Annotated in this window: 18 protein-coding genes; 13 read left to right on the forward strand and 5 right to left on the reverse strand. The window is 65.1% G+C overall.

All coding sequences use genetic code 11. The features are described 5' to 3' along the window. A partial coding sequence (locus LGR44_RS19415; RefSeq protein ID WP_226742371.1) for a hypothetical protein occupies nucleotides 1-235 on the reverse strand: 235 nt, incomplete at its 3' end. Nucleotides 236-888: 653 nt separating this feature from the next. Here LGR44_RS19415 and lipA point away from each other — a divergent pair. The 3 genes from lipA to LGR44_RS19430 are packed head-to-tail and all read left to right on the forward strand — an operon-like array spanning nucleotide 889 to nucleotide 2854. Continuing rightward, complete coding sequence (gene lipA, locus LGR44_RS19420; protein WP_226742372.1) at nucleotides 889-1848, forward strand: lipoyl synthase; 960 nt, start codon at nucleotides 889-891, stop codon at nucleotides 1846-1848. 13 nt (nucleotides 1849-1861) lie between these two features. Then, the gene (locus LGR44_RS19425) at nucleotides 1862-2386 is read left to right on the forward strand and encodes an AAA family ATPase (protein WP_226742373.1); all 525 of its coding nucleotides are present in this window, start codon (nucleotides 1862-1864) and stop codon (nucleotides 2384-2386) included. Further along, nucleotides 2387-2854, forward strand: a complete 468-nt coding sequence (locus LGR44_RS19430) for a type II toxin-antitoxin system RatA family toxin (RefSeq protein WP_226742374.1) — start codon at nucleotides 2387-2389, stop codon at nucleotides 2852-2854. On the opposite strand, the gene LGR44_RS19435 is transcribed toward LGR44_RS19430, so the two are convergent. Further along, a complete protein-coding gene (locus LGR44_RS19435) occupies nucleotides 2855-3343 on the reverse strand; it encodes a CinA family protein (protein WP_226742375.1) in 489 nt (162 codons plus the stop codon). Next, nucleotides 3340-4533 carry a bifunctional 2-C-methyl-D-erythritol 4-phosphate cytidylyltransferase/2-C-methyl-D-erythritol 2,4-cyclodiphosphate synthase gene (locus LGR44_RS19440; RefSeq protein WP_226742376.1) on the reverse strand — a complete coding sequence of 398 codons (1194 nt, stop codon included), beginning with the start codon at nucleotides 4531-4533 and terminating at the stop codon, nucleotides 3340-3342. Before LGR44_RS19440 ends, LGR44_RS19435 begins: the two co-directional genes overlap by 4 nt. Nucleotides 4534-4683: 150 nt before the next feature. On the opposite strand from LGR44_RS19440, the gene dusB reads away from it, so the two are divergent. From dusB to hflX, 7 genes are all read left to right on the forward strand, one after another. After that, nucleotides 4684-5703: a tRNA dihydrouridine synthase DusB gene (gene dusB, locus LGR44_RS19445; protein ID WP_226742377.1), complete on the forward strand. Its 1020-nt coding sequence runs from the start codon at nucleotides 4684-4686 to the stop codon at nucleotides 5701-5703. Then, complete coding sequence (locus LGR44_RS19450; protein ID WP_226742378.1) at nucleotides 5700-6800, forward strand: two-component system sensor histidine kinase NtrB; 1101 nt, start codon at nucleotides 5700-5702, stop codon at nucleotides 6798-6800. The genes dusB and LGR44_RS19450 overlap by 4 nt, the downstream gene beginning before the upstream one ends. Before the next feature lie 11 nt (nucleotides 6801-6811). Next, nucleotides 6812-8269: a nitrogen regulation protein NR(I) gene (gene ntrC, locus LGR44_RS19455; RefSeq protein WP_226742379.1), complete on the forward strand. Its 1458-nt coding sequence runs from the start codon at nucleotides 6812-6814 to the stop codon at nucleotides 8267-8269. 94 nt (nucleotides 8270-8363) lie between these two features. Then, a complete protein-coding gene (locus LGR44_RS19460; protein WP_226742380.1) occupies nucleotides 8364-10613 on the forward strand; it encodes a sensor histidine kinase NtrY-like in 2250 nt (749 codons plus the stop codon). Next, a complete protein-coding gene (ntrX, locus tag LGR44_RS19465; RefSeq protein WP_226742381.1) occupies nucleotides 10610-11980 on the forward strand; it encodes a nitrogen assimilation response regulator NtrX in 1371 nt (456 codons plus the stop codon). Before LGR44_RS19460 ends, ntrX begins: the two co-directional genes overlap by 4 nt. 174 nt (nucleotides 11981-12154) lie before the next feature. Then, entirely contained in the window at nucleotides 12155-12409 is a 255-nt protein-coding gene (gene hfq / locus LGR44_RS19470) for an RNA chaperone Hfq (protein ID WP_114188605.1), read from the forward strand. Between the two features lies 1 nt (nucleotide 12410). After that, nucleotides 12411-13814: a GTPase HflX gene (gene hflX / locus LGR44_RS19475; protein WP_226742382.1), complete on the forward strand. Its 1404-nt coding sequence runs from the start codon at nucleotides 12411-12413 to the stop codon at nucleotides 13812-13814. On the opposite strand, the gene mazG is transcribed toward hflX, so the two are convergent. Both mazG and LGR44_RS19485 read right to left on the reverse strand, forming a co-directional pair. Beyond that, nucleotides 13809-14654: a nucleoside triphosphate pyrophosphohydrolase gene (gene mazG, locus LGR44_RS19480; protein ID WP_226742383.1), complete on the reverse strand. Its 846-nt coding sequence runs from the start codon at nucleotides 14652-14654 to the stop codon at nucleotides 13809-13811. The two genes, hflX and mazG, sit on opposite strands and share 6 nt — an antisense overlap. Before the next feature lie 78 nt (nucleotides 14655-14732). Further along, complete coding sequence (locus LGR44_RS19485; RefSeq protein WP_226742384.1) at nucleotides 14733-15431, reverse strand: NAD-dependent deacylase; 699 nt, start codon at nucleotides 15429-15431, stop codon at nucleotides 14733-14735. 178 nt (nucleotides 15432-15609) lie between these two features. Between LGR44_RS19485 and glgX the strand changes: the two genes are divergently transcribed. From glgX to glgA, 3 genes are all read left to right on the forward strand, one after another. Next, on the forward strand, nucleotides 15610-17940 hold the full coding sequence (glgX, locus tag LGR44_RS19490; RefSeq protein WP_226742385.1) for a glycogen debranching protein GlgX: 2331 nt from the start codon (nucleotides 15610-15612) through the stop codon (nucleotides 17938-17940). Between the two features lie 190 nt (nucleotides 17941-18130). Beyond that, nucleotides 18131-20650 carry a glycogen/starch/alpha-glucan phosphorylase gene (locus LGR44_RS19495; RefSeq protein WP_226742386.1) on the forward strand — a complete coding sequence of 840 codons (2520 nt, stop codon included), beginning with the start codon at nucleotides 18131-18133 and terminating at the stop codon, nucleotides 20648-20650. A gap of 139 nt (nucleotides 20651-20789) precedes the next feature. Continuing rightward, nucleotides 20790-22331 (forward strand): glycogen synthase GlgA, encoded by a 1542-nt coding sequence (gene glgA, locus LGR44_RS19500; protein WP_404809959.1) that lies wholly within the window; start codon nucleotides 20790-20792, stop codon nucleotides 22329-22331. Nucleotides 22332-22353: the final 22 nt, after the last annotated feature.

The following is a 22353-nucleotide window of genomic DNA, read 5'->3' on the forward strand; positions in this document are numbered from 1 at the left end:
CGATGGACTGGCGCAGGGACTGGCTGATCTCGGAGCGCTCCGAGCCGGCCACGTCGGTGAAGCGCGACGAGGAGAACTGGTCGCCCTTGCGCACTTCGAAGCGGTAGATGTCGCTGGTGGGGTTGTACCTGAAGCTGTAGTCGCGCTCGGCGCTGACCATGAAAGCGTAGTTGTCCATGACGAACGTGTCGTTGTCATAGCTGGTCGGACGCCATTGAGAAGCGGAGAAGGTCATGGGCATGCCCCTTCGTTCTCCCTAATTGCTAGGGAGTTTGCTTGAAGTATAGCCGCAGAGAATTCTGCTGGTTCGGCCCACGCTTTGGAACTGTACTATAAATTACTCTTGGCGGGCCGGGCTGGCGGGGAGTTCTATTGGCTGAGCGCCAAGGAACGTGAATTTGATACAAACGGCGAAGGTGCCGTGTCTTGCTAATGGCGGACAGATGATTGCTTATTCAGGCCATCGAGTTCGTGACTGCAGAGCTTGTGTTCAAAACTTGGCGCAAAACAAAAGTAATTGTGTCGTATATTTGGTGTGCTTGCGAAATTCCTACCTATTCGTGGGTAGAGCCGTCCGTCCGGGGCAAGATTAGCTGCCGAGAATGCAGAATCAGACTAAAGTCCGTCCATAGGACTGCCCCAGCTCCGCCGAAGGTCCGTGTCCGAGGCGCGCTGGAGCGGCTCGGCCGGATTCCGGCCTCGTCCGACCCCGTGGCGAGATGCCGGCCCACCTCCCTTCCGCCCGTCGCCCCCTCGGGCGATAGGCGATGGAGCGTTAAGGCAAATCCATCTCGTGATCGCCGCAGGGTTTGCGAAGCGGCGCCAAAACCCTTAAGTCATGCCCAACAGACAGGAGGCGTCGTCGCCTCGCCGCAAGGGTCAAGCTTCATGGCCGTCGTTCTCGATATCCTCAACCGGGACAGCCGTCCCCGCCATCCGGAAAAGGCGCACCGGCCGGACCAGCCCGTCCAGCAGCGTAAGCCCGACTGGATCCGCGTGAAGGCGCCGGGCTCGCCCAAATGGGCCGAGACCAACAAGATCGTGCGCGAGAACAAGCTCGTCACCGTCTGCGAGGAGGCGGGCTGCCCCAATATCGGCGAGTGCTGGGAGAAGAAGCACGCGACCTTCATGATCATGGGCGACACCTGCACGAGGGCCTGCGCCTTCTGCAACGTGAAGACCGGCATGCCCCAGGCCCTGGATCCGCTCGAGCCTGAGAACGTGGCGAAGGCCGTGGAGAAGCTTGGCCTGGAGCACGTGGTCATCACCTCCGTGGACCGGGACGACCTCGCCGACGGCGGCGCCCAGCACTTCGCCGACGTGATCCACGCCATCCGCGCCCGCTCCCCGAAGACCACCATCGAGATCCTGACGCCGGACTTCCTGCGCAAGCCCGGCGCGCTGGAAGTGGTCGTCGCGGCCAAGCCCGACGTGTTCAACCACAACCTCGAAACCGTGCCGTCCAAGTACCTGAAGGTGCGGCCGGGGGCCCGCTACTTCCACTCGATCCGCCTGCTCCAGCAGGTGAAGGAGCTCGATCCCACCATCTTCACCAAGTCCGGCATCATGGTCGGCCTGGGTGAGGAGCGGAACGAGGTGCTCCAGCTGATGGACGACCTGCGCTCGGCGGATGTGGACTTCATGACCATCGGCCAATACCTGCAGCCGACCCGCAAGCACCACCCGGTGATCCGCTTCGTCACGCCGGACGAGTTCAAGGCCTTCGAAACCACGGCCTACGCCAAGGGCTTCCTGCTGGTCTCCTCGACCCCGCTGACGCGCTCTTCTCACCATGCGGGCGAGGATTTCGCCAAGCTGAAGGCGGCGCGTCTCGCCAAGCTCGCCTGATCGACGGGTGACGATGCGGCGCATCCTCGTCATCGGCAGTCCCGGCGCGGGCAAGAGCACCCTGGCCCGGCGTATCGCCGAGCGGCTCGACCTGCCCCTGATCCATCTGGACCGGGAATATTTCGGTCCCGATTGGATCATGCCGTCCCGGGCGGAGTGGCGGGAGAAGGTCGCGCAGCTCGCGTCCCGTCCTGCCTGGGTCATGGACGGGAACTATTCCAGCACCTTCGATATCCGGGTGCCTCGCGCCACCGACATCGTATGGCTCGACATTCCCCGGTGGCGCTGCCTGACCGGCGTTGCGTGGCGCGTGGCGAAGAATTACGGCCGTGTCCGGAGCGACCTGGGCCCAGGCTGCGTGGAGCGCTTCGACTGGTCCTTCATGCGCTGGGTCTGGTCCTATCCCGACCGGATGCGCGGCAAGACGGCGCGTCTCCTGGAGCGACTAAGAGCCCGGCAGCGCGTTTATATCCTGCGCTCGCGCACCGAAATCCCGGCCCTAGAGGCCGAACTTGTTTCTTACCGAGGGGCCGCCTGAATGCCGACCTTTCGCACCACACGACCCGTGAGGCACAGCCCGGATCAGATGTTCGCCCTCGTGGCCGACGTGGAGCGCTATCCCGAGTTCCTGCCGCTCTGCGAAGACCTGCGCGTTCTGCGCAAGGCTCAGAGCGGGGATGGGATCGAGACGCTCGTCGCCTCCATGACCGTGGGCTACAAGGCCATTCGCGAGAGTTTCACCAGCCGGGTAACCCTCGATCATCCGCGCCTGAAGATCGCGGTCGAGTATGTGGACGGACCGTTCAAATATCTCGAAAACCGCTGGACCTTCCGGCAGACCCCGACCGGCTGCGACGTCGAATTCTACATTAATTACGAGTTCAAGAGCTTCGCTCTCGGGCTTCTGATGGGCTCGGTCTTCGACAAGGCGTTCAGGAAATTCGCGGAAGCCTTTGAAGAAAGGGCGGAAGTCGTCTACGGCGAACCGTCCCCCGCCCGCGCCTGATCAGCCGAGGGCCTGCTCCAGGAGGCCGAGAGCCTCCTCGACGGCGCGCGCCCGAACCTTTTCCCGCCCGAGATCGCCGTAGCGCCGCTCCAGATGGATCGTCGCGGCGCCCTTGCGGGTCACAGCAAAGTGGACGAGGCCGACCGGCTTCGCTGCGCTGCCTCCGCCGGGACCGGCAATTCCGGTGATCGCCACGGCCACGTCCGCCCGGGAATGTGCCAGGGCACCCTCGGCCATGGCCCGCGCCACGGGACCGCTCACCGCCCCGTTGGCGGCGATGAGGTCGGCCGGAACGCCGATCAGCTCCGTCTTGGCCTCGTTGGAATAGGTGACGAAACCGCGTTCGACCACCGCCGACGAGCCGGCGATCTCGGTCAGCAGGGCGGCGACGAGGCCGCCGGTGCAGGACTCCGCCGTCGCGATCTTTAATCCCTGGGCCTGATACGACTTCAGCAGAGCGGCAGCGCGCATCTTCAGGTCGGGTATCATGATTCAACCTCCGGCAGGCGGATGGTGGCGGCGGCCTGCGCCGCGATGCCCTCGCTGCGGCCGGTGAAGCCGAGCTTCTCGGTGGTCGTCGCCTTGAGGGAGACCTGATCGAGGCGCAGACCCGCGATCTCCGCGATCCGCTGGCGCATCGCCTCGCGATGGGGGCCGAGGCGGGGCTTTTCGCACAGGAGGGTCGTGTCGAGGTGGTCGATCAATCCGCCGCGCGCCCTGACCAGCCCCGCCGCGTGGGCCAGGAAACGGTCGGAGGACGCGCCTTTCCATTGCGGGTCGCTCGGCGGGAAGTGGGTGCCGATATCGCCGTCGGCGAGAGCCCCGAGCACCGCATCGGTGAGGGCGTGCAGAACCACGTCGCCATCGGAATGGGCCAGCACGCCGCGATCGTGCGGCACCCGGATTCCCCCGAGCCAGACATGGTCGCCCTCGGCGAAGGCATGGACATCGAAGCCGGTGCCGAGGCGGGTTACGTAAGTCATGCTGTGGCCTTTCAGGCGCCTCTCGGCCTCGGTGAAATCGGCCGGATGGGTGATTTTGACATTGTCCCGGTCCCCGTCGAACACCTGAACGGCAAGCCCAGCCCATTCCGCGAGGGCTCCGTCGTCGGTGAAGGCGTGGAGGTTTGCGGCGGCGGCCTTGCGATGGATCCCGAGGACGAGGTCGAGCGGGAAGGCCTGGGGCGTCTGGACCGCCCGCAGCGTCGAGCGATCCGGGGTGGAAACGACCTCGCCGCGCGGTCCGGTGACCTTGATCGTGTCGGTAACCGGAACGCCCGGAACGCTCGCGCCGGAGCGGCCGGCTTCGATGGCCCTGCCGATCAGACCCGCACTGACGAAGGGGCGGGCCGCATCGTGAATGAGGACGGTCTCGGCTCCGGTGGTCGCCAGGGCTTCGAGGCCGTTCCTGACCGAATCTTGCCGGGTTTCGCCGCCATAGGCGACCGGGAGCAGGCGGCCGGTCAGGTCCGGCTCCAGCCTTTCGATGCTTGCCCGGTAGAGATCCTCGTCATCGGGATGTATCACCACGGCCGTATGGTCGATCTCGGGATGAGCGAGGAAGGCCCGCAGCGTCCGCGTGAGGACAGGCTGTCCGGCGAGGGGGCGGTATTGCTTGGGAGCCCCTTCACCGGCTCTGGATCCCCGTCCGGCGGCAACGATGAGGGCGACGACTGACATGCAGGGAGGTTCTCCGTGACCTGCGCACTCCTACGCACCGGAGCCTGAGAAGGCAAACCCGGAACTCCCGAAAACGTGTGGCTTCGCCGGGTGGGACAGGTTTCCGCAGGGACTTGTGCTCGTCGCACTTTTGGCTATTGATTAGGCAGAATGAGAAGTGATCAAAAATTAGGCGCAACGGGTTTCGACGTCGGTCCGGTCAGGGTCGACCCGGCGACCGTGCTGGCGCCCCTGTCCGGGGTCACGGACGTGGCCTTCCGGCGCATTGCGAAGCGTTTGGGAGCGGGCCTCGTCGTGTCGGAAATGGTCGCGTCGGACGAGCTCGTAAAGGGCTCGGACGAGGCGCAGCTGCGGGCGGAGGGCGCGGGAATCGAGCCTCATGTGGTTCAGCTCGCCGGCTGCGACCCGGCCTGGATGGCCCGCGCCGTCCGGGTGGCCGAAGACGCCGGGGCACGGATCATCGACATCAACATGGGCTGCCCCGCCAAGCGGGTGATCGGCGGCTATGCCGGATCGGCCCTGATGCGGGATCTGGACCATGCCTGCCGCCTCATCGAGGCGACGGTGAAGGCGGCCGGCGTTCCGGTCACGGTCAAGATGCGTCTCGGGTGGGACGACAGGAGCATCAACGCCCCCGAACTCGCCCGCCGGGCGGAGGCGCTGGGCGCGAAGGCGGTCACCGTCCACGGGCGGACACGGCAGCAATTCTATAAGGGGCGGGCCGACTGGACCGCCATCGCGCCTGTGGTCCAGGCCGTCGGAATTCCGGTCATCGCCAATGGGGATATCGGCACCCTGGAGGGCGCCCGCGCCTGTTTGGCCGCTTCGGGCGCTGCCGCCGTGATGATTGGCCGCTCCGCAGTCGGCCGTCCGTGGCTGGTCGGGCAGATCGGTTCCGCGCTGCAGGGCAGGAGTCTTCCCGAGCCGTCTTCCGAGGCCAAGGCCGAGATCGCCGTCGAGCATTACGAGGGTCTGCTCTCGCTTTATGGGGAGCAGGTCGGCATCCGCCATGCGCGCAAGCACCTTGCGGCCTACGCGGATGCGGCCATCGCCGCGGGGGTGAGGGTTCCGCAGGCGGTCAGAACGGCACTCGTCACGTCCGAGGAGCCGAGGACCGTCGTGTCTCTCCTGCGCAGCCTCTACACGGATATGGATCGGGAGGCCGCATGACGATCGCCATGAACGACCTGATCATGAACGCGCTGCCGCTTCCGGTGCTGACCATCGGGCCGGAGCAGCGGGTGCTGCATGCCAACGCGGCGGCCGAATCCTTCTTCGAGATGAGCCTGCGGATGATGCAGCGCCAGACCCTCGGCGATTTCCTGCCCTTCGGCTCTCCCGTGATGGCCCTGGTGGAGGACGTGCGGCAGCGCGGCTCCAGCGTCAGCGAGCACCGGATCGACATCGGCAGTCCCCGACTCGGCGCGGAGCGGATCGTCGACGTCTTCGCGACGCCGTTGGGCGACGACAGCGACAGCGTCGTGGTCATGCTCCAGGAGCGGACCATCGCGGATAAGATGGACCGGCAGCTCACCCATCGCGGCGCGGCGCGCTCGATCACGGCGCTGGGGGCGATGTTGGCCCACGAAATCAAGAATCCGCTTTCGGGGATCCGCGGAGCCGCCCAGCTCCTCGAACAATCCGCCCCCGAGGACGACCGGGTCCTCACGCGCCTCATCTGCGACGAGACGGACCGCATCGTGAAGCTCGTCGAGCGCATGGAGCTGTTCGGCGAGGACCGGCCCGTGGAGCGCGGGCCGGTCAACGTCCACGGCGTGCTCGACCATGTGAAGCGCCTCGCTCAATCGGGCTTCGCCCGGCACATCCGCTTCGTCGAGAACTACGATCCGTCCCTGCCGCCGGTACTCGGCAACCGGGACCAGCTCATCCAGGTGGTGCTGAACCTCGTGAAGAACGCGGCCGAGGCCATCGGTATCGACGCCTCCGAGGGGGAGATCTCACTGAGCACGGCGTTTCGCACCGGCGTGCGGCTTCACGTGCCGGGTTCGCAGGAGCGCCTGAGCCTGCCGATCGAGCTGAGCATCAGCGACAACGGCCCGGGCATTCCGCCCGAACTGGCGACCGATCTGTTCGAGCCTTTCGTCACCACCAAGGTGCAGGGCAGCGGGCTGGGGCTGGCCCTGGTCGCGAAGATCGTGGGCGACCACGGCGGCATCGTCGAATGCGATCCGGCGCCCAGACGCACGACTTTCCGAATTCTCTTGCCGATGCACCGCGCCAATGACGGTCGCGCGGCCGATTTGTGAGGCTGAAGCCTATGCCGAGTGGACAGATTCTCCTTGCCGATGACGATGCTGCGATCCGAACCGTCCTGAACCAGGCCCTGTCGCGGGCGGGGTACGAGGTCCGGTCCACCAGCAACGCCGCGACCCTCTGGCGCTGGGTGGCCCAAGGGGAGGGCGACCTCGTCATCACCGACGTGATGATGCCGGACGAGAACGCCTTCGACCTCCTGCCCCGCATCAAGAAGCTGAGGCCGGAACTGCCGATCATCGTCATGAGCGCGCAGAACACCTTCATGACGGCGATCAAGGCCTCCGAGCGGGGCGCCTACGAGTACCTGCCCAAGCCCTTCGACCTGAAGGAACTCGTGGCCGTGGTGGGCCGGGCGCTGGCGCGGCCCCGGGCCCTGTCCAATCCGAACCCGGCCGTGGAGAACGAGGACATTCCCCTCGTCGGGCGCTCGCATGCCATGCAGGAGATCTACCGGGCCCTGGCCCGGCTGATGCCGACGGACCTGACCGTGATGATCACCGGCGAATCCGGCACCGGAAAGGAGCTCGTGGCAAGGGCTCTGCACGATTACGGCAAGAGGCGTCAGGGGCCGTTCGTCGCCGTCAACATGGCGGCGATCCCGCGGGAGCTGATCGAGTCCGAGCTTTTCGGCCATGAGAAGGGCGCGTTCACGGGAGCGACCGCACGCAGCACCGGCCGGTTCGAGCAGGCCGAGGGCGGCACCCTGTTCCTGGACGAGATCGGCGACATGCCCATGGAGGCGCAGACCCGTCTCCTGCGGGTGCTCCAGCAGGGCGAATACACCACCGTGGGTGGGCGGGTGCCGATCAAGACCAATGTCCGCATCGTCGCCGCGACGAACAAGGATCTGCGCGTCCTCATTCAGCAGGGCCTGTTCCGGGAAGACCTGTTCTTCCGGCTCAACGTGGTCCCCCTGCGCCTGCCGCCCCTGCGCGAGAGGATCGAGGACATTCCGGACCTGGTGCGCCACTTCTTCGTCCTGGTGGAGAAGGAGGGGCTGTCCCGCAAGCAGGTGGACGTCGAGGCCATGGACCGGCTGAAGCGCTACCGCTGGCCGGGCAACGTGCGCGAGCTCGAAAACCTCGTCCGGCGCCTCGCCGCGCTCTATCCGCAGGATACGATCACCGGCGCGATCATCGACGCGGAACTGGACGCCCGGCCCATGCCGCTGCCCGTCACGGCCGGGAAGGCGGCCGAGAGGCAGCACGAATCGGAGGGCCTGTCCGACGCGGTGGAACGCCACCTTGCGGAATACTTCTCCGGGTTCCGGGACACGCTTCCGCCGCCCGGCCTCTATCACCGCATCCTGCGGGAGATCGAGGGGCCGCTGATCGGTGCCGCCCTGGCCGCCACCCGGGGCAACCAGATCCGGGCCGCGGAGCTTCTGGGGGTCAACCGCAACACCCTGCGCAAGAAAGTGCGGGACCTGGAACTGTCCGTGGTGCGCTCGGCCCGGTAGTCGTCCAAGCTGTAATAATTTGACCACACTGTTGTGTTGGTGCATCACCCATAAGGAGGCGCCGGACGACGGCGCCTGATTTGCGGGGCCCGTCTTGACCAGCCAAGACCTCAATGCACAGCGCCATGTGGCGGACAGCTCTCAGCGGAGCTTCGGCCTGCTGGGGCCCGTCGCCGTCCTGACGGCGCTGGGCTCGGCGCTCACGACATTCCTCGTCCTTTCGGGCGCGACACCGATCCTGCCGACCCACGACGTGGTCGTATGGGTCTTCATCCTGAACGGAAGCCTGATCGTCCTCCTGATCGGGATCGTGGCGTGGCAGACCAAGAGACTGATGCGGGAGCGCCGCGCGGGTGCCGCTGCGGCAGGGCTCCATGTCAGGATCGTCAGCCTGTTCAGCCTCGTCGCAGTACTGCCGGCCATTCTGGTGGCCATCGTGGCGACCGTGACGCTGGAGCGGGGGCTCGATCCCTGGTTCACCAGCTCGATCCGCGAGCTGATGACGAACACGGTGGAGATCGCCAAGTCCTACCGGGAGATGCAGTGCCGCACGCTGGCGCGCGAGACCCAGCTCATGGCGGCGGACCTCAACCGCGCCAAGGTCCTCTATGACGCCGACCGGGCGGTCTTCAAGGATTTCATGCAGTCCCGTGCCGTCTTCCTCGGATTCCCCCTGGCGATGATCCTGGAGCCCAACGGCACCGTCGTCGAAAGGATCGAGGTGAAGCCCCTTGAGGGCGTGCCGCAGCCGAGCGCCGCCGATCTCGACGATTCCAACAGCAGCGACGCCCTCTGCATCTTCCCACGGGACGGCAACATCTTCCGATCCATGCTGACCCTGGAGGCCCATGGCGGTCGCGTTCTTTACGTGGCCCGAGAGGTCGATCCTCGCGCGGTCGAGTTTCCGCCGGTCGCAGAGGCGGGCATGGCCTTCTACGACGCTCTCGACCAGAAGAAGGCCGGCATCCAGATCGCCTTCGCCTCCATGTTCACGCTGATCGCATTGATCGTGCTGCTCTCCGCGATCTGGTTCGGCCTCACCTTCGCGAACCGTCTCGTCTCGCCGATCCGGCGGCTGATCCATGCCACCGATCAGGTGGCGACCGGGAACTTCTACGTTCAGGTGCCGGTGCGGCGCGGCGAGGGCGACCTCGCGCATCTGGGCGAGACGTTCAACAAGATGACGTCGGAACTGCGCCACCAGCACGACCGCCTCACCGCCGCCAGCGATCTGATCGACCGCCGCCGCCGCTTCACGGAAGCGGTCCTCGCCGGCGTCTCGGCCGGCGTCATCGGCGTCGATGCCGGCGGGACGATCACCATCGTCAACCCCTCCACGGAGGCGCTTCTCGGCATCGGCCGGGACGAGCTGCTGGGGCGCTCGATCACCCTGGTTCTGCCGGAGGTGGCGGATCTGGTGGAGGAGATGAGCCACGGACGCCAGCGCCTGATGCAGCGCCAGATCCAGATCACGAGACGCGGCAAGGAGCGGACCATCAACGTCCGCGTCACCTCCGAGCAGGCACGCAGCGACGTGCGGGAGCTCGTCATCACCCTCGACGACATCACGGACCTCGTTTCGGCGCAGCGGACATCCGCCTGGGCCGACGTGGCCCGCCGCATCGCGCACGAAATCAAGAACCCGCTCACCCCGATCCAGCTCTCGGCCGAGCGCATCCGCCGGAAGTACGGCAAGGTCATCACCACCGACCGCGATGTCTTCGACCAGTGCACGGACACCATCGTCAGGCAGGTGGACGACATCAAGCGCATGGTCGACGAGTTCTCGTCCTTCGCACGGATGCCGAAGCCGACCATCGGGAACGAGGATCTGGTTGAGACAATCCGTCAGGTGGTCTTCATGATGCGGATCGCGCATCCGGAGATCGAATTCACGGATGACGTGCCGGCCGGGCCGGTCGTCGCGCCCTTCGACCGCCGCCTTCTCTCCCAGGCCTTCACGAACATTGTCAAGAACGCGACCGAGGCCATCGAGGCCGTGCCCGAGGAAGAGCGAGGCCAGGGAAGGATCTCCGTGGTCCTGGACGATACCCATCCCGAGTATCTGATCCTGGCGGTGACCGATAACGGCAAGGGCTTTCCGGTAGAGGGCCGGCAACGGCTCCTCGAGCCCTACATGACCACACGCGAGGGCGGCACGGGGCTGGGCCTGCCTATCGTGAGCAAGATTCTGGAAGAGCATGGCGGGGGCATGGAGCTTGTCGACAACCCTGCCGGCAGGGGTGGACAAGTCCGTATGTGGATACCAAAGACGAAGCATGTTGCAGAGGAAGAGACACCGGTCGCCGCCGCCCGGACCGACTCTCGCGGGGCGCGCCAATGAGTGCTGATATTCTCGTCGTCGACGACGAAACCGACATCCGCGAGCTTGTAGCGGGCATCCTCGAGGACGAGGGGCATCGCACCCGCACGGCCGGCACGTCCGACGAGGCTCTGGCCTCCATCGAGGCGCGACGTCCCCACCTCGTGTTTCTCGACATCTGGCTTCAGGGGAGCCGGCTCGACGGGCTGCAGGTGCTCGACCTCATCAAGGCGCAGCACCCGGACCTGCCGGTGGTGATGATCTCCGGGCATGGCAACATCGAGACCGCGGTCTCCGCCATCAAGTCGGGGGCCTACGACTTCATCGAGAAGCCGTTCAAGGCGGACCGGCTCGTGCTGGTGGCCGAACGGGCGCTCGAAGCTTCCCGCCTCAAGCGAGAGGTCCGCGACCTCAAGGCACGCTCCGTCCAGGCGAGCCGCATCGCGGGCCGGTCGATCGTGATCAACCAGCTCCGCCAGGCGGTGGAGCGGGCCGCGCCGACCAATGCACGGATCATGATCACCGGTGCCCCGGGCTCCGGCAAGGAGCTCACGGCACGAACCATCCACAGCCTTTCCACAAGGGCCAACGGACCGTTCATCGTTCTCTCGGCCGCCACCATCACGCCGGAGAACATGGAGGCCGAGCTCTTCGGCATGGAAGGCGAGGAGGGCAGGGGGCGCCGAGTCGGAGCCCTCGAGGAGGCTCATGGCGGTACCCTCTATCTCGACGAGATCGCCGACATGCCGCGCGAGACCCAGAACCGCATCCTGCGCGTGCTGGTGGATCAGAACTTCCAGCGGGTCGGCGGCACGACCCGCGTCCATGTGGACGTCCGCATCATCTCCTCCTCCAGTCGCGACCTTCCGGCCGAGATATCCGCAGGGCGGTTCCGCGAGGATCTTTTCCACAGGCTCGGCGTGGTGCCGATTCGCGTGCCGTCGCTCGCCGAGCGGCGGGAGGACGTGCCCGAGCTGATCGAGTTCTTCATGGACCAGATCTCCGCCGCCACAGGCCTGCCGAAGCGAAAGATCGCGGACGACGCCATGGCGGTGCTCCAGTCGCACGACTGGCCCGGCAACGTCCGCCAGCTGCGCAACAACGTCGAGCGTCTGCTGATTCTCGGTTCCGGCGACCCGGAAGCGGCGATCACGGCCGAAATGCTGCCCTCGGAAATCGGCACCCTGGTTCCGACGACGCCCGGAGGGTCGGGCGGCGAGAAGCTCATGAGCCTGCCGCTGCGTGAGGCGCGAGAGATCTTCGAACGTGAGTATCTTCTGGCCCAAATCGCCCGATTCAGCGGAAATATCTCGAGAACCGCCGAGTTTATCGGGATGGAGAGGTCTGCTCTCCATCGGAAGTTGAAATCGCTGGGCATCGGCGGCTAGGCCATATCCACGGAAAATATGCTCTAATGGGGTAGATCGGCTACGATCCCCCTTGCGTAACGGTAATGTTCGCCCTGTAATAAGTGTGCCGGTCACCGACCGCACGTATGCGGACAACCATATAGGCGGCCCCATAGCCAAGACCGGCGGCGATGGGCTGGCGAGGCAACTTCAATGGCGGGCGATCGCGCGCAGAATCTCCAGGACACCTTTCTCAACTACGTCCGGAAGAACAAAATTCCCTTGACGATCTTCCTCGTGAACGGCGTGAAGCTTCAGGGCGTCGTCACGTGGTTCGACAATTTCTGTGTGCTCTTGCGTCGAGACGGGCACTCCCAGCTCGTCTACAAGCATGCTATTTCTACCATTATGCCAGGACAGCCCGTTCAACTGTTCGATCAGATTGACGAGGCAGGCGAGAAGGCCTGAGGTGACGGAACCGCGCACTCCGGGGGAACATCGTCTCGTCCAGCTGGCCGAACCTGAGAAAGAGGTTGCGGCGGGCACAAGGACGCTTGTGATCGGGCCTTACATGACCCGCCGGCGGCGTTCGTCCGCGGGTTCGGGGGATGGCGGAGCCGAGGAGAGCAATCCGCGTCCGCCGGAGGCGCGCCTCGACGAAGCCGCCGGTCTGGCGGCGGCCATCGATCTGACCGTTGTGCGCTCCCTGATCACGCCGCTCGCGGCGGCCCGCCCCGCCACCTATATCGGCAGCGGCAAGGTGGACGAGCTGGCGGCCCTGATCCGGGCGGAGGAGATCGGGCTCGTGGTCATGGACTGCGCGCTCAGCCCGGTCCAGCAGCGCAACCTGGAAAAGGCCTGGGGAGCGAAGGTCATCGACCGCACCGGCCTGATCCTCGAAATCTTCGGACGTCGCGCACGGACCAAGGAGGGCACGCTCCAGGTCGAACTGGCGCATCTGTCCTATCAGAAGGGGCGTCTCGTGCGCTCCTGGACCCACCTGGAACGCCAGCGCGGCGGCTTCGGCTTCCTCGGCGGCCCCGGCGAGACGCAGATCGAGGCCGACCGGCGCCTGATCCAGGACCGGATGACCCGGATCGAGCGGGAACTGGAGACGGTCGTCAAGACGCGCTCCCTGCATCGGGCCAGCCGGCGCAGGGTGCCTTATCCGATCGTGGCGCTGGTGGGATACACCAATGCCGGCAAGTCCACCCTGTTCAACCGCATGACCGAGGCCGAGGTTCTGGCCGAGAACATGCTGTTCGCCACCCTCGATCCCACCTCCCGCGCCATCGACCTCCCGCATGGGGAGAAGGCGATCCTGTCCGACACGGTGGGCTTCATCTCCGATCTGCCGACGATGCTGGTCGCCGCGTTCCGCGCGACCCTGGAGGACGTGGTCGAGGCGGACGTGCTTCTTCACGTGCGGGACGTCTCCCACGGGGAGACGGAGGCTCAAGCCGGGGATGTGGCAGTCGTGCTTCGCGAGCTCGGGATCGATCCCGACGACACGAGGCGCATCATCGAAGTCTGGAACAAGGCGGACCTTCTCTCACCCGAGGATCGCGAGAGGCTGGCGGTCACGTCGAGCCGCACGGACGACGAGCGGCGCCCGATCCTGATTTCCGCGCTGACGGGCGAAGGCATCCCGGAGCTTCTCTCGACCATCCAGGAGCACCTGGCCATGGGCCGCCTTAGCTACGAGGTGGATGTCGCACCCGAGGACGGGCAGGGGCTGGCCTGGCTTCACGAGAACACGGAGATCCTCGATCGCCGGACCCTGGAGAACGGGCATACGATCCTTCAGGTGAGGCTCGGGTCCGGCAAGGAGCCGCGCTTCCTGAACCGTTTTCCGAACGCCCGCGTCCTATGAGGGCGAGCCGGCTCCGCGCTCGGCAGCCTTCGCCTCGACCCAAAGCTCCTCCATCTCGTCGAGCGACGCGTCTTCGAGCGACCTGTTCCGTTGATCGAGCGCCCGCTCGATCGCCCTGAAGCGGCGCTCGAATTTCGCGTTGGTCCGCCGCAGGGCCGTTTCCGGGTCGATGTCGAAATGACGGGCGAGATTGGTGACGGCGAAGAGCAGGTCGCCGATTTCGTCCTCGATCTTGTCCCTGCTGCCGGATGAGGCGGCTTCCTTCACCTCGTCGAGTTCCTCGTGGATCTTGTCGATCACCTGCGCGGGATCGGGCCAGTCGAAACCGACCTTGGCCGCCTTCGCGGTGAGCTTCTGTGCCCGGGTCAGCGCCGGCAGGACCGAAGGAATGCCGCCAAGGAAGCCCGCCTCATGGCCTTCCACAGGAGCCCCCATTGACTCCCGCGCAGCCCGGCGCTCGGCCTTTTCCTCGCGTTTGATCGCGTCCCAGAGGGTCTTAACCTCTTCCGGCGAGAGATCCTTCCCGTCGCCGAAGACGTGCGGATGGCGCCGGATGAGCTTCTTCGTGATGGCTTCGACCACATCGGGGAAGGCGAACGCGCCTTGCTCCTCGGCCATGCGGGCATGAAACACCACCTGCAGAAGCAGGTCGCCCAGTTCCTCCTTCAGATCCGCCAGATCGCCGCGCTCGATGGCGTCCACCACCTCGTAGGCTTCCTCGATGGTGTAGGGGGTGATGGACGCGAAGGTCTGCTCCAAGTCCCATGGACAGCCCGTGCCCGGTGTGCGAAGCGCCGCCATGATGTCCAGAAGGCGGGAGATGTCGGAGGAGGGCTTCATCCGGAGATCCTGATGGTTGGCGGCCGTTGCGCAGGCGCAAGCCTTAGCCTCAGTCGAGGCGACAATCCAGTTCGAGCTCTAGGCGAGCAGCCGCTCGACCCACTCGGGCACGGTCACGCTGGCAGGGCCGAACCGGCCCTCGTCGAAGAGGCGGGCGTTGTCGGATGGTTCCAGATTGATTTCACAGGTGCGGATGCCGGCCGCCCGCGCCTCCGCCACGAATCCGGCTGCGGGATAGACCGAACCTGAAGTGCCGATGGCGACGAAGAGGTCCGCCTCGAGAAGGGCGTCGTAGATCGCCTCCATGAAGAGCGGCATCTCTCCGAACCAGACCACGTGAGGCCGTAATACCCCTGTGCGACGACAGGACGGGCAGGGGGTGTCGACATCAACGTCGTCTTGCCACGACGTCACCGCCTCGCAGGCGATGCAGCGTACCTTGAGCAGTTCGCCGTGCATGTGGGTGACCTCCTGCGAGCCTGCGCGCTCGTGAAGGTCGTCGATGTTCTGGGTGCAGAGGAACAGACTGCCGCCACGTTCCTTCAGGCCGGCTTCGAGGCGCGCGAGAGCCCGATGCGCGGCATTGGGCGATGCCGCCAGGAGATTCTGTCGACGCATGTTGTAGAAGGCGAGAACCTTTTCCGGATCGCGCTCGAAGGCCTCCGGGGTCGCGAGCTTCATCGGGTCGAAACGGGCCCACAATCCTTCCTTGTCCCGGAAGGTCCCCAGGCCGCTCTCCGCCGAAATGCCGGCCCCCGTCAGAATAAAGACCTTCATCGGCCGATCCTCCAGCTCTTGGCGATACTCGGGAGCAGCAGGCCGCCAAGTCAAGGAGCGGAGCTTGCGCGGCTTGCAAACCGAGCTTCCGCAAAGAGTGCCTGTCTCAACGGCACCTTCCGCCAAGCTGAACGTTGTGACCATGCAGGTTCATTGATCCCCTGTCCGAGGCATTTCCATGAATTTCGAAGTCAGAAAGAGCAAGACGGCGGCAACTCGACCCTCGGCTCCGCCTCCCGTCAACCGGGCCCGCATTCGCGAAGGGCGTCCTTATCCTCTCGGCGCCACCTGGGACGGCCTCGGCGTCAACTTCGCATTGTTTTCCGCCCACGCCACGAGGGTGGAGCTCTGCATCTTCGATCAGGACGGGCAGCGGGAGATCGAGCGGATTGATCTGCCCGAATACACGGATGAGGTTTGGCACGGGTACATCCCGGATGCGCGGCCGGGAACGATCTACGGCTATCGCGTCCATGGCCCCTATGAGCCCACGGCCGGGCATCGGTTCAATCCCAACAAGCTGCTGCTCGACCCCTATGCCAAGCAGACCGTCGGACAGCTCATCTGGAACCCCGCCCTGTTCGGGTACCAGATGGAGACGACGAACGATCTGACTTTCGACGAGCGTGACAGCGCGCCCTTCATGCTGAAGAGCCGGGTCATCGATCCGGCCTTCACCTGGGGCCGCGAGCGCCTGCCCCAGAGAGCATGGGAAAAGACCATCATCTACGAAACCCACGTGCGTGGGATGACCATGCGCCATCCCGGAGTGCCGAAGGCATTCCGCGGCACCTATGCCGGCCTCGCCAGCACGGACGTGACCGACTACCTGTCCTCGCTCGGCATCACGGCCGTCGAACTGCTGCCGGTGCACACCTTCATCGACGATTCCTACCTGACGGAAAAAGGTCTCAGGAATTACTGGGGCTACAATTCCCTCGGGTTCTTCGCGCCCACGCGCCGCTACGCCGCCAATCCCGATTTCGCTTTCGCCGAGTTCAAGGAGATGGTGGCCCATCTCCACGATCACGGCATCGAGGTGATCCTGGACGTGGTCTACAACCACACGGCGGAAGGCAACGAGCTCGGTCCGACCCTTTCGTTCAAGGGCATCGACAATGCTTCGTATTACCGCCTGGCTCCGGACCGGCGCTACTACATCAACGACACCGGCACGGGGAACACCGTCAACCTGAGTCACTCGCGCGTCCTGCAGTTGGTGACGGACAGCCTCCGGTATTGGGTGCAGGAGATGCATGTCGACGGTTTCCGCTTCGACCTGGCGACGATCCTGGCCCGCGAGCCGCACGGTTTCGACGAGGACGGCCGCTTCCTCGATGCATGCCGGCAGGATCCGGTGCTCAGTCAGGTCAAGCTGATCGCGGAGCCCTGGGATTGCGGTCCGGGCGGCTACCAGGTCGGGCGCTTCTCGCCGGGATGGGCCGAGTGGAACGACCGCTATCGGGATACCGTCCGCGCGTTCTGGCGAGGAGACGAGGGCAAGCTGCCGGAACTGGCCTCGCGGCTGACGGCCTCCGCTGACCTGTTCAACAAGCGCGGGCGCAAGCCCTGGGCCTCGGTCAACTTCATCACCGCCCATGACGGCTTCACTCTGAACGACCTCGTGTCCTACAACGACAAGCACAACGAGGCGAACGGCGAGAACAATCGCGACGGTCATTCCCACAATCTGTCGAACAACTACGGCGCCGAGGGCGCAACGGACGATCCGGGCATCCGGGAGGTCCGTTTCCGCCAGATGCGCAACATGCTCGCGACGCTTCTCCTCTCCCGAGGGACACCGATGCTGCTGGCCGGCGACGAGTTCGCCCGCACCCAGCAAGGCAATAACAATGCCTATTGCCAGGACAACGAGATCTCCTGGATGGATTGGGAGAATATCGGCGAGGACCACCGCTCCCTGGCCGAGTTCGTGCAGAAGCTGATCGTGATCCGCCAGTCGTTGCCCATGCTGCGCCGGGGGCGCTTCCTCACCGGAGAGTTCGATCAGGAACTCGGCGTCAAGGACGTGAACTGGCTCACTCCGACCGGGGACGAGATGACGCCGGAACACTGGATGGATCCGAACGGCCGCTGCCTCGGAGTCCTGCTGGACGGACGAGCCCAGGAAACCGGCATTCGCCGCATCGGATCGGACTCGACCCTGTTGCTGATCCTCAACGCCCACGACGATGTCGTCCCCTTCCACCTGCCGGAGGCGGTCGGCGGCAGCCGGTGGGTGCGCCTGATCGACACCAACCAGGGAGCGATCGCCGAGGTCGAGAAGTTCGCGTTCGGGCACGCATATACGGTGACGGGCCGCTCGCTTCTCCTCTTCATTCTCGAGCCGACGAGGACGAAAGGGCAGGCCACGGATGCGGAGAGATCCTATCTCCATGTCCTTCAGGCGTTCGAGGATGCCTCGTCGGAACCTTTGCCGTTGCCTGAGCCGGGTAGCCTCCCGGATTCCGATTCCCAAGCCCCGGACGTCAGGCCAAGTCCTGCCTGATTCCGATCACCTGAGGTTCATGTCGCTCTGTTACCAATTCACAACAGGTTGCAGACTAAGATCAGACCAGCGGTAACAAGACGCATGGCGTTTCGATCTCGGCTGCGCAAGCAAGAAAGTAACGTTCCATCACGGTTGCCGCCGGGATTAGGAAACGCAGAAACAATGTAGCAAAAATGGGGGCAGGCGCATGTTCGATCTAGACAGAAGCGCCAATGGCAGGACACAGACCGAGCGCTCGGACGACGCGACAGCCATTGTACTCGATCAACAGTATGAATCCGTTTCAGAGAACGACGCGGCCGCGCTGCGTGCCGCAATCCTCGGCAAGCTGACCTATCAGGTCGGCCAGACGCCCGAGACCGCAACCGACCAGGACTGGTTCATGGCCACGGCCTTGGCCGTTCGCGACAGGGTCGTCGACGCTTGGAACCGTCCGAAGGAAGCCGAGGAGCAGCACAAGAAGGTCTGCTATCTCTCGATGGAATTCCTCATCGGGCGCCTGCTCTCCGAGATGATGGGCAATCTCGGCCTGACCTCGGCCGTGCGGGAGGCGCTCGCCGATCTGGGGATCAGCCTGGACACGCTGCGCGGCATCGAGACCGACGCCGCGCTCGGCAACGGTGGCCTGGGCCGCCTGGCCGCCTGCTTCATGGAGAGCATGGCAACGACCGACGTCCGCGCCGTCGGCTACGGGATCCGCTACGATTACGGTCTGTTCAAGCAGTCCTTCCGGGCCGGATGGCAGCAGGAGGCACCTGACGATTGGATGGCGGGCGGAAATCCCTGGGAGTTCGAGCGGTCGCACATCGTCTACCCGGTTCGCTTCGGCGGCTTCGTCGAAAGCCGCAGCGACAGCAGCGGCAAGACCTATCACACCTGGAACGCGGGCGAGACCGTTCTCGCCGTGGCGCACGATACGCCGGTGGCGGGATGGCGCGGCAAGCGTGTCAATACGCTGAGACTCTGGGCGGCTCGCGCGGAGCATCCGTTGAAGCTCGATGTCTTCAATGCCGGCGACCACGTGGGTGCGCAGGCCAACCAGGCCCGGGCGGAGGCGATCTCGCGGGTTCTCTACCCCAGCGATGCCACGCCTGAGGGGCACGAGTTGCGCCTGCGTCAGGAATTCTTCTTCACCTCCGCCTCGCTGCAGGATCTGCTCCACGGCCATCTGCAGGAGCACGGCACCCTTGCATCGCTGCCGGACCACGCCGCAATCCAGCTCAACGACACCCACCCGGCGATTGCCGTCGCCGAACTGATGCGTCTTCTCGTCGACGAGCACGATTTCGGCTGGGACGAGGCCTGGCGGATCACCACCGGCACCCTGAGCTACACCAACCACACGCTCATGCCGGAAGCGCTGGAGACGTGGCCCGTCTCGGTTCTCGAGCGCGTGCTGCCGCGGCACATGCAGATCATCTACCTGATCAACTGGCTGCACATCGAATCCGTGACCCGGGACGGCCGGCTCGACCCTGCGAGCCTCGCCTCGATCTCGTTGATCGACGAGCAGAACGGCCGCCTCGTCCGCATGGGCCACCTTGCCTTCATCGGTTCGCACAAGGTCAACGGCGTCTCCGCGCTTCACACGGACCTCTTGCGCAAGACGGTCTTCCGGGACCTGCACGCGCTTTATCCGAACCGCATCGTCAACAAGACCAACGGCATCACCGTCCGGCGCTGGTTCCATCAGGCCAATCCGGGACTCCGGCGGCTTGCGGTGTCGGCCGTGGGCGACCGGGTTCTCGACGACATCACGGTGCTCGCCGGGCTGGAACGCTACGCGGAGGATGGGGCATTCCAGCAGCGTTTCGCCGCCGAACGGCATCAGAACAAGCTGTCGCTGGCGCAGATCATCCGCTCGCGGCTCGATCTCTCGGTCGATCCCGATGCCTTGTTCGACGTGCAGGTGAAGCGCATTCACGAATACAAGCGCCAGCTCCTGAACGTCATCGAGACGGTTGCGCTCTACCAGGCGATCAAGGCGGAGCCGAACCGGAACTGGATTTCCAGGGTCAAGGTCTTTGCCGGCAAGGCGGCGCCGAGCTACACCAAGGCCAAGCTGATCATCAAGCTGGCCAACGACGTGGCGCGGGTCGTGAATTCGGATCCGGTCGTCGGCGACAGGCTGAAGGTGGCGTTCCTGCCGAACTATAATGTGAGCCTTGCCGAGAGCATCATTCCGGCGGCCGACCTGTCCGAGCAGATCTCCACTGCCGGGCTGGAGGCTTCGGGAACCGGCAACATGAAGTTCGCGCTCAACGGCGCCCTGACCATCGGCACCCTGGACGGCGCCAATGTCGAGATCAGCGAGCAGGTGGGGCTGGAAAACCTCTTCATCTTCGGCATGACCGCCGACCAGGTCGAGGAGCGGCGTCGCAGGGGCCTCGATGCCCACGACGTGATCGCTGCCAGCCCACGCCTGAGCGGTGCGCTCGAGGGAATCGCCTCCGGGCAGTTCTCGCCGGACGACCGGGACCGCTATCGCGGGCTCGTGGAGTCGCTCAAGGGCTACGATCCCTACATGATCGCGGCGGATTTCGAAGCGTATTGGGCTGCGCAGCGCGATGTCGACCGCCTCTGGTGCGAACCGGGCGAGTGGTGGCGCAGGAGCATCCTGAACACCGCCAGGATGGGCTGGTTCTCGTCGGATCGGACCATCCGCGAATATGCTCGGGAGATCTGGAACGTGCCTGCCGAAGGCTAATCCTCCGGCTGCGTCAAACTGACTCGTCAAGTCTGTCGATTTGGGATGGAACCTTTCAACGTCCTGCGCGTTGGGATGCCGCCTCTCCCTATGAGTGCGACAGGCTTGACGGGAGGTCGCGCTCCTATTCGACATAGCAATGCCCGAGGATGCGGACGAGACTTCCGAAACGTTAGACGTGCGCGAAAGCCAGGGGCCCGAAAGCGCTCCTCCCCCGACGACTTCCGGTCCGAGATTCTCGGGCCGCTCCTATGAAACGATCCTCTATGTCACGTCCGAGATTTCGGACTTCGTGAAAGCCGGCGGCCTTGGTGATGTCTCGGCGGCTTTGCCGCGCGCTCTGCGGGGGCTCTACGACGTCCGCGTGCTGATCCCGGGCTACCGCTCCGTCCTGGCGGATGTCGGTCCCCTGGAGATCGTGGGACGCCTCGAAGGTACCTGCGGTATTCCCGCCTGCGACCTCGGGCGGACCGAGACCAAGGACGGCCTCACGATCTATGTCCTCCTGAGCCCGGAGCTCTATGACCGGGAGGGAACACCTTATGGCGATGCCAACGGGGTGGACTGGAGCGACAACGATGTCCGCTTCGCGCGGCTGGGCCTTGCCGCAGCCGACATCGCCTGCGGGGTCGGCGATCCGACCTGGCGTCCGGATCTCCTGCATCTGAACGACTGGCCGTCGAGCTTGGCGCCTGCCTACCTCACTTGGCGCGAGCACCATGTGCCGAGCATCCTGACGATCCACAATCTCGCCTATCAGGGGCTGTTCGAGCGTGAGCGGCTGTCGCATCTCGGCATTCCGGATGGCGCGTTCCAGATGGACGGGGTCGAGTTCTACGGAAAGCTCTCGTTCCTCAAAGCCGGCATCTTCTATGCCTCGCACATCACCACGGTAAGCTCGACCTATGCGGAGGAGATCACGACGCCGGAATTCGGCTGCGGCCTCGACGGGTTGTTGAAGACCCGCGCGGAGGAGGGGAGGCTCGACGGCATCGTGAACGGCATCGACGAGAGCTGGGACCCGGCCACGGATCCCTATCTCGCGAGCGCCTTCGCACCCGACGATTGGCGCGGAAAGGACAAGAACGCGAGCGAGGTTCGCAAGACCTTCGGTCTCGCCGTTTCGCGAGGTCCGCTCTTCGCCGTCATCTCCCGGCTGGTGCACCAGAAGGGCGTCGACCTGGCGATTTCGGCCGCCGAGGAGATCGTCAGTAACGGCGGCCAGATCGTCGTCACGGGGCGGGGCGAAGCTCGCTTCGAGGCGGCCGTTCGTGCGCTGGCGGCCCGCCATCCCGGCTCGGTCGGCGTGCGCATCGGCTTCGACGAGGCCGAGGCGCGCCGGATGTATGCGGGCAGCGACTTCCTCCTCATGCCGTCCCGCTTCGAACCGTGCGGGTTGAGCCAGATGTATGCGCAGCGGTTCGGGTCCCTCCCGATCGCGCATCGCACCGGCGGACTGGCGGACACCATCGAGGACGGCGTGACCGGGTTCCTGTTCCGGGAGCTGTCGCTGACGAGCTTCGTAGAAGCGATCAAGCGCGGTCTGGAGACCTTCCGCTCGCAGCCGCAGATGACTGCCATGAGAAAGGCTGCGATGAGCCGGCCGCAGGGGTGGCACCTGTCCGCGAACAAGTATCGCGACGTCTATTCGCGCGTGATCCAGACGGCCGTTCCGGGCTGAGGAAACACACATCCGAGAAACA

This window comes from Microvirga lenta (assembly GCF_020532555.1).
Classification (GTDB): domain Bacteria; phylum Pseudomonadota; class Alphaproteobacteria; order Rhizobiales; family Beijerinckiaceae; genus Microvirga; species Microvirga lenta.

Coding starts and splice junctions, on each gene's coding strand:
- lipA (WP_226742372.1), top strand. CDS start 889: ATGGCCGTCGTTCTCGATATCCTCAACCGGGACAGCCGTCCCCGCCAT.
- LGR44_RS19425 (WP_226742373.1), top strand. CDS start 1,862: ATGCGGCGCATCCTCGTCATCGGCAGTCCCGGCGCGGGCAAGAGCACC.
- LGR44_RS19430 (WP_226742374.1), top strand. CDS start 2,387: ATGCCGACCTTTCGCACCACACGACCCGTGAGGCACAGCCCGGATCAG.
- LGR44_RS19435 (WP_226742375.1), bottom strand. CDS start 3,343: ATGATACCCGACCTGAAGATGCGCGCTGCCGCTCTGCTGAAGTCGTAT.
- LGR44_RS19440 (WP_226742376.1), bottom strand. CDS start 4,533: ATGTCAGTCGTCGCCCTCATCGTTGCCGCCGGACGGGGATCCAGAGCC.
- dusB (WP_226742377.1), top strand. CDS start 4,684: ATGAGAAGTGATCAAAAATTAGGCGCAACGGGTTTCGACGTCGGTCCG.
- LGR44_RS19450 (WP_226742378.1), top strand. CDS start 5,700: ATGACGATCGCCATGAACGACCTGATCATGAACGCGCTGCCGCTTCCG.
- ntrC (WP_226742379.1), top strand. CDS start 6,812: ATGCCGAGTGGACAGATTCTCCTTGCCGATGACGATGCTGCGATCCGA.
- ntrX (WP_226742381.1), top strand. CDS start 10,610: ATGAGTGCTGATATTCTCGTCGTCGACGACGAAACCGACATCCGCGAG.
- hfq (WP_114188605.1), top strand. CDS start 12,155: ATGGCGGGCGATCGCGCGCAGAATCTCCAGGACACCTTTCTCAACTAC.
- mazG (WP_226742383.1), bottom strand. CDS start 14,654: ATGAAGCCCTCCTCCGACATCTCCCGCCTTCTGGACATCATGGCGGCG.
- LGR44_RS19485 (WP_226742384.1), bottom strand. CDS start 15,431: ATGAAGGTCTTTATTCTGACGGGGGCCGGCATTTCGGCGGAGAGCGGC.
- glgX (WP_226742385.1), top strand. CDS start 15,610: ATGAATTTCGAAGTCAGAAAGAGCAAGACGGCGGCAACTCGACCCTCG.
- LGR44_RS19495 (WP_226742386.1), top strand. CDS start 18,131: ATGTTCGATCTAGACAGAAGCGCCAATGGCAGGACACAGACCGAGCGC.
- glgA (WP_404809959.1), top strand. CDS start 20,790: ATGCCCGAGGATGCGGACGAGACTTCCGAAACGTTAGACGTGCGCGAA.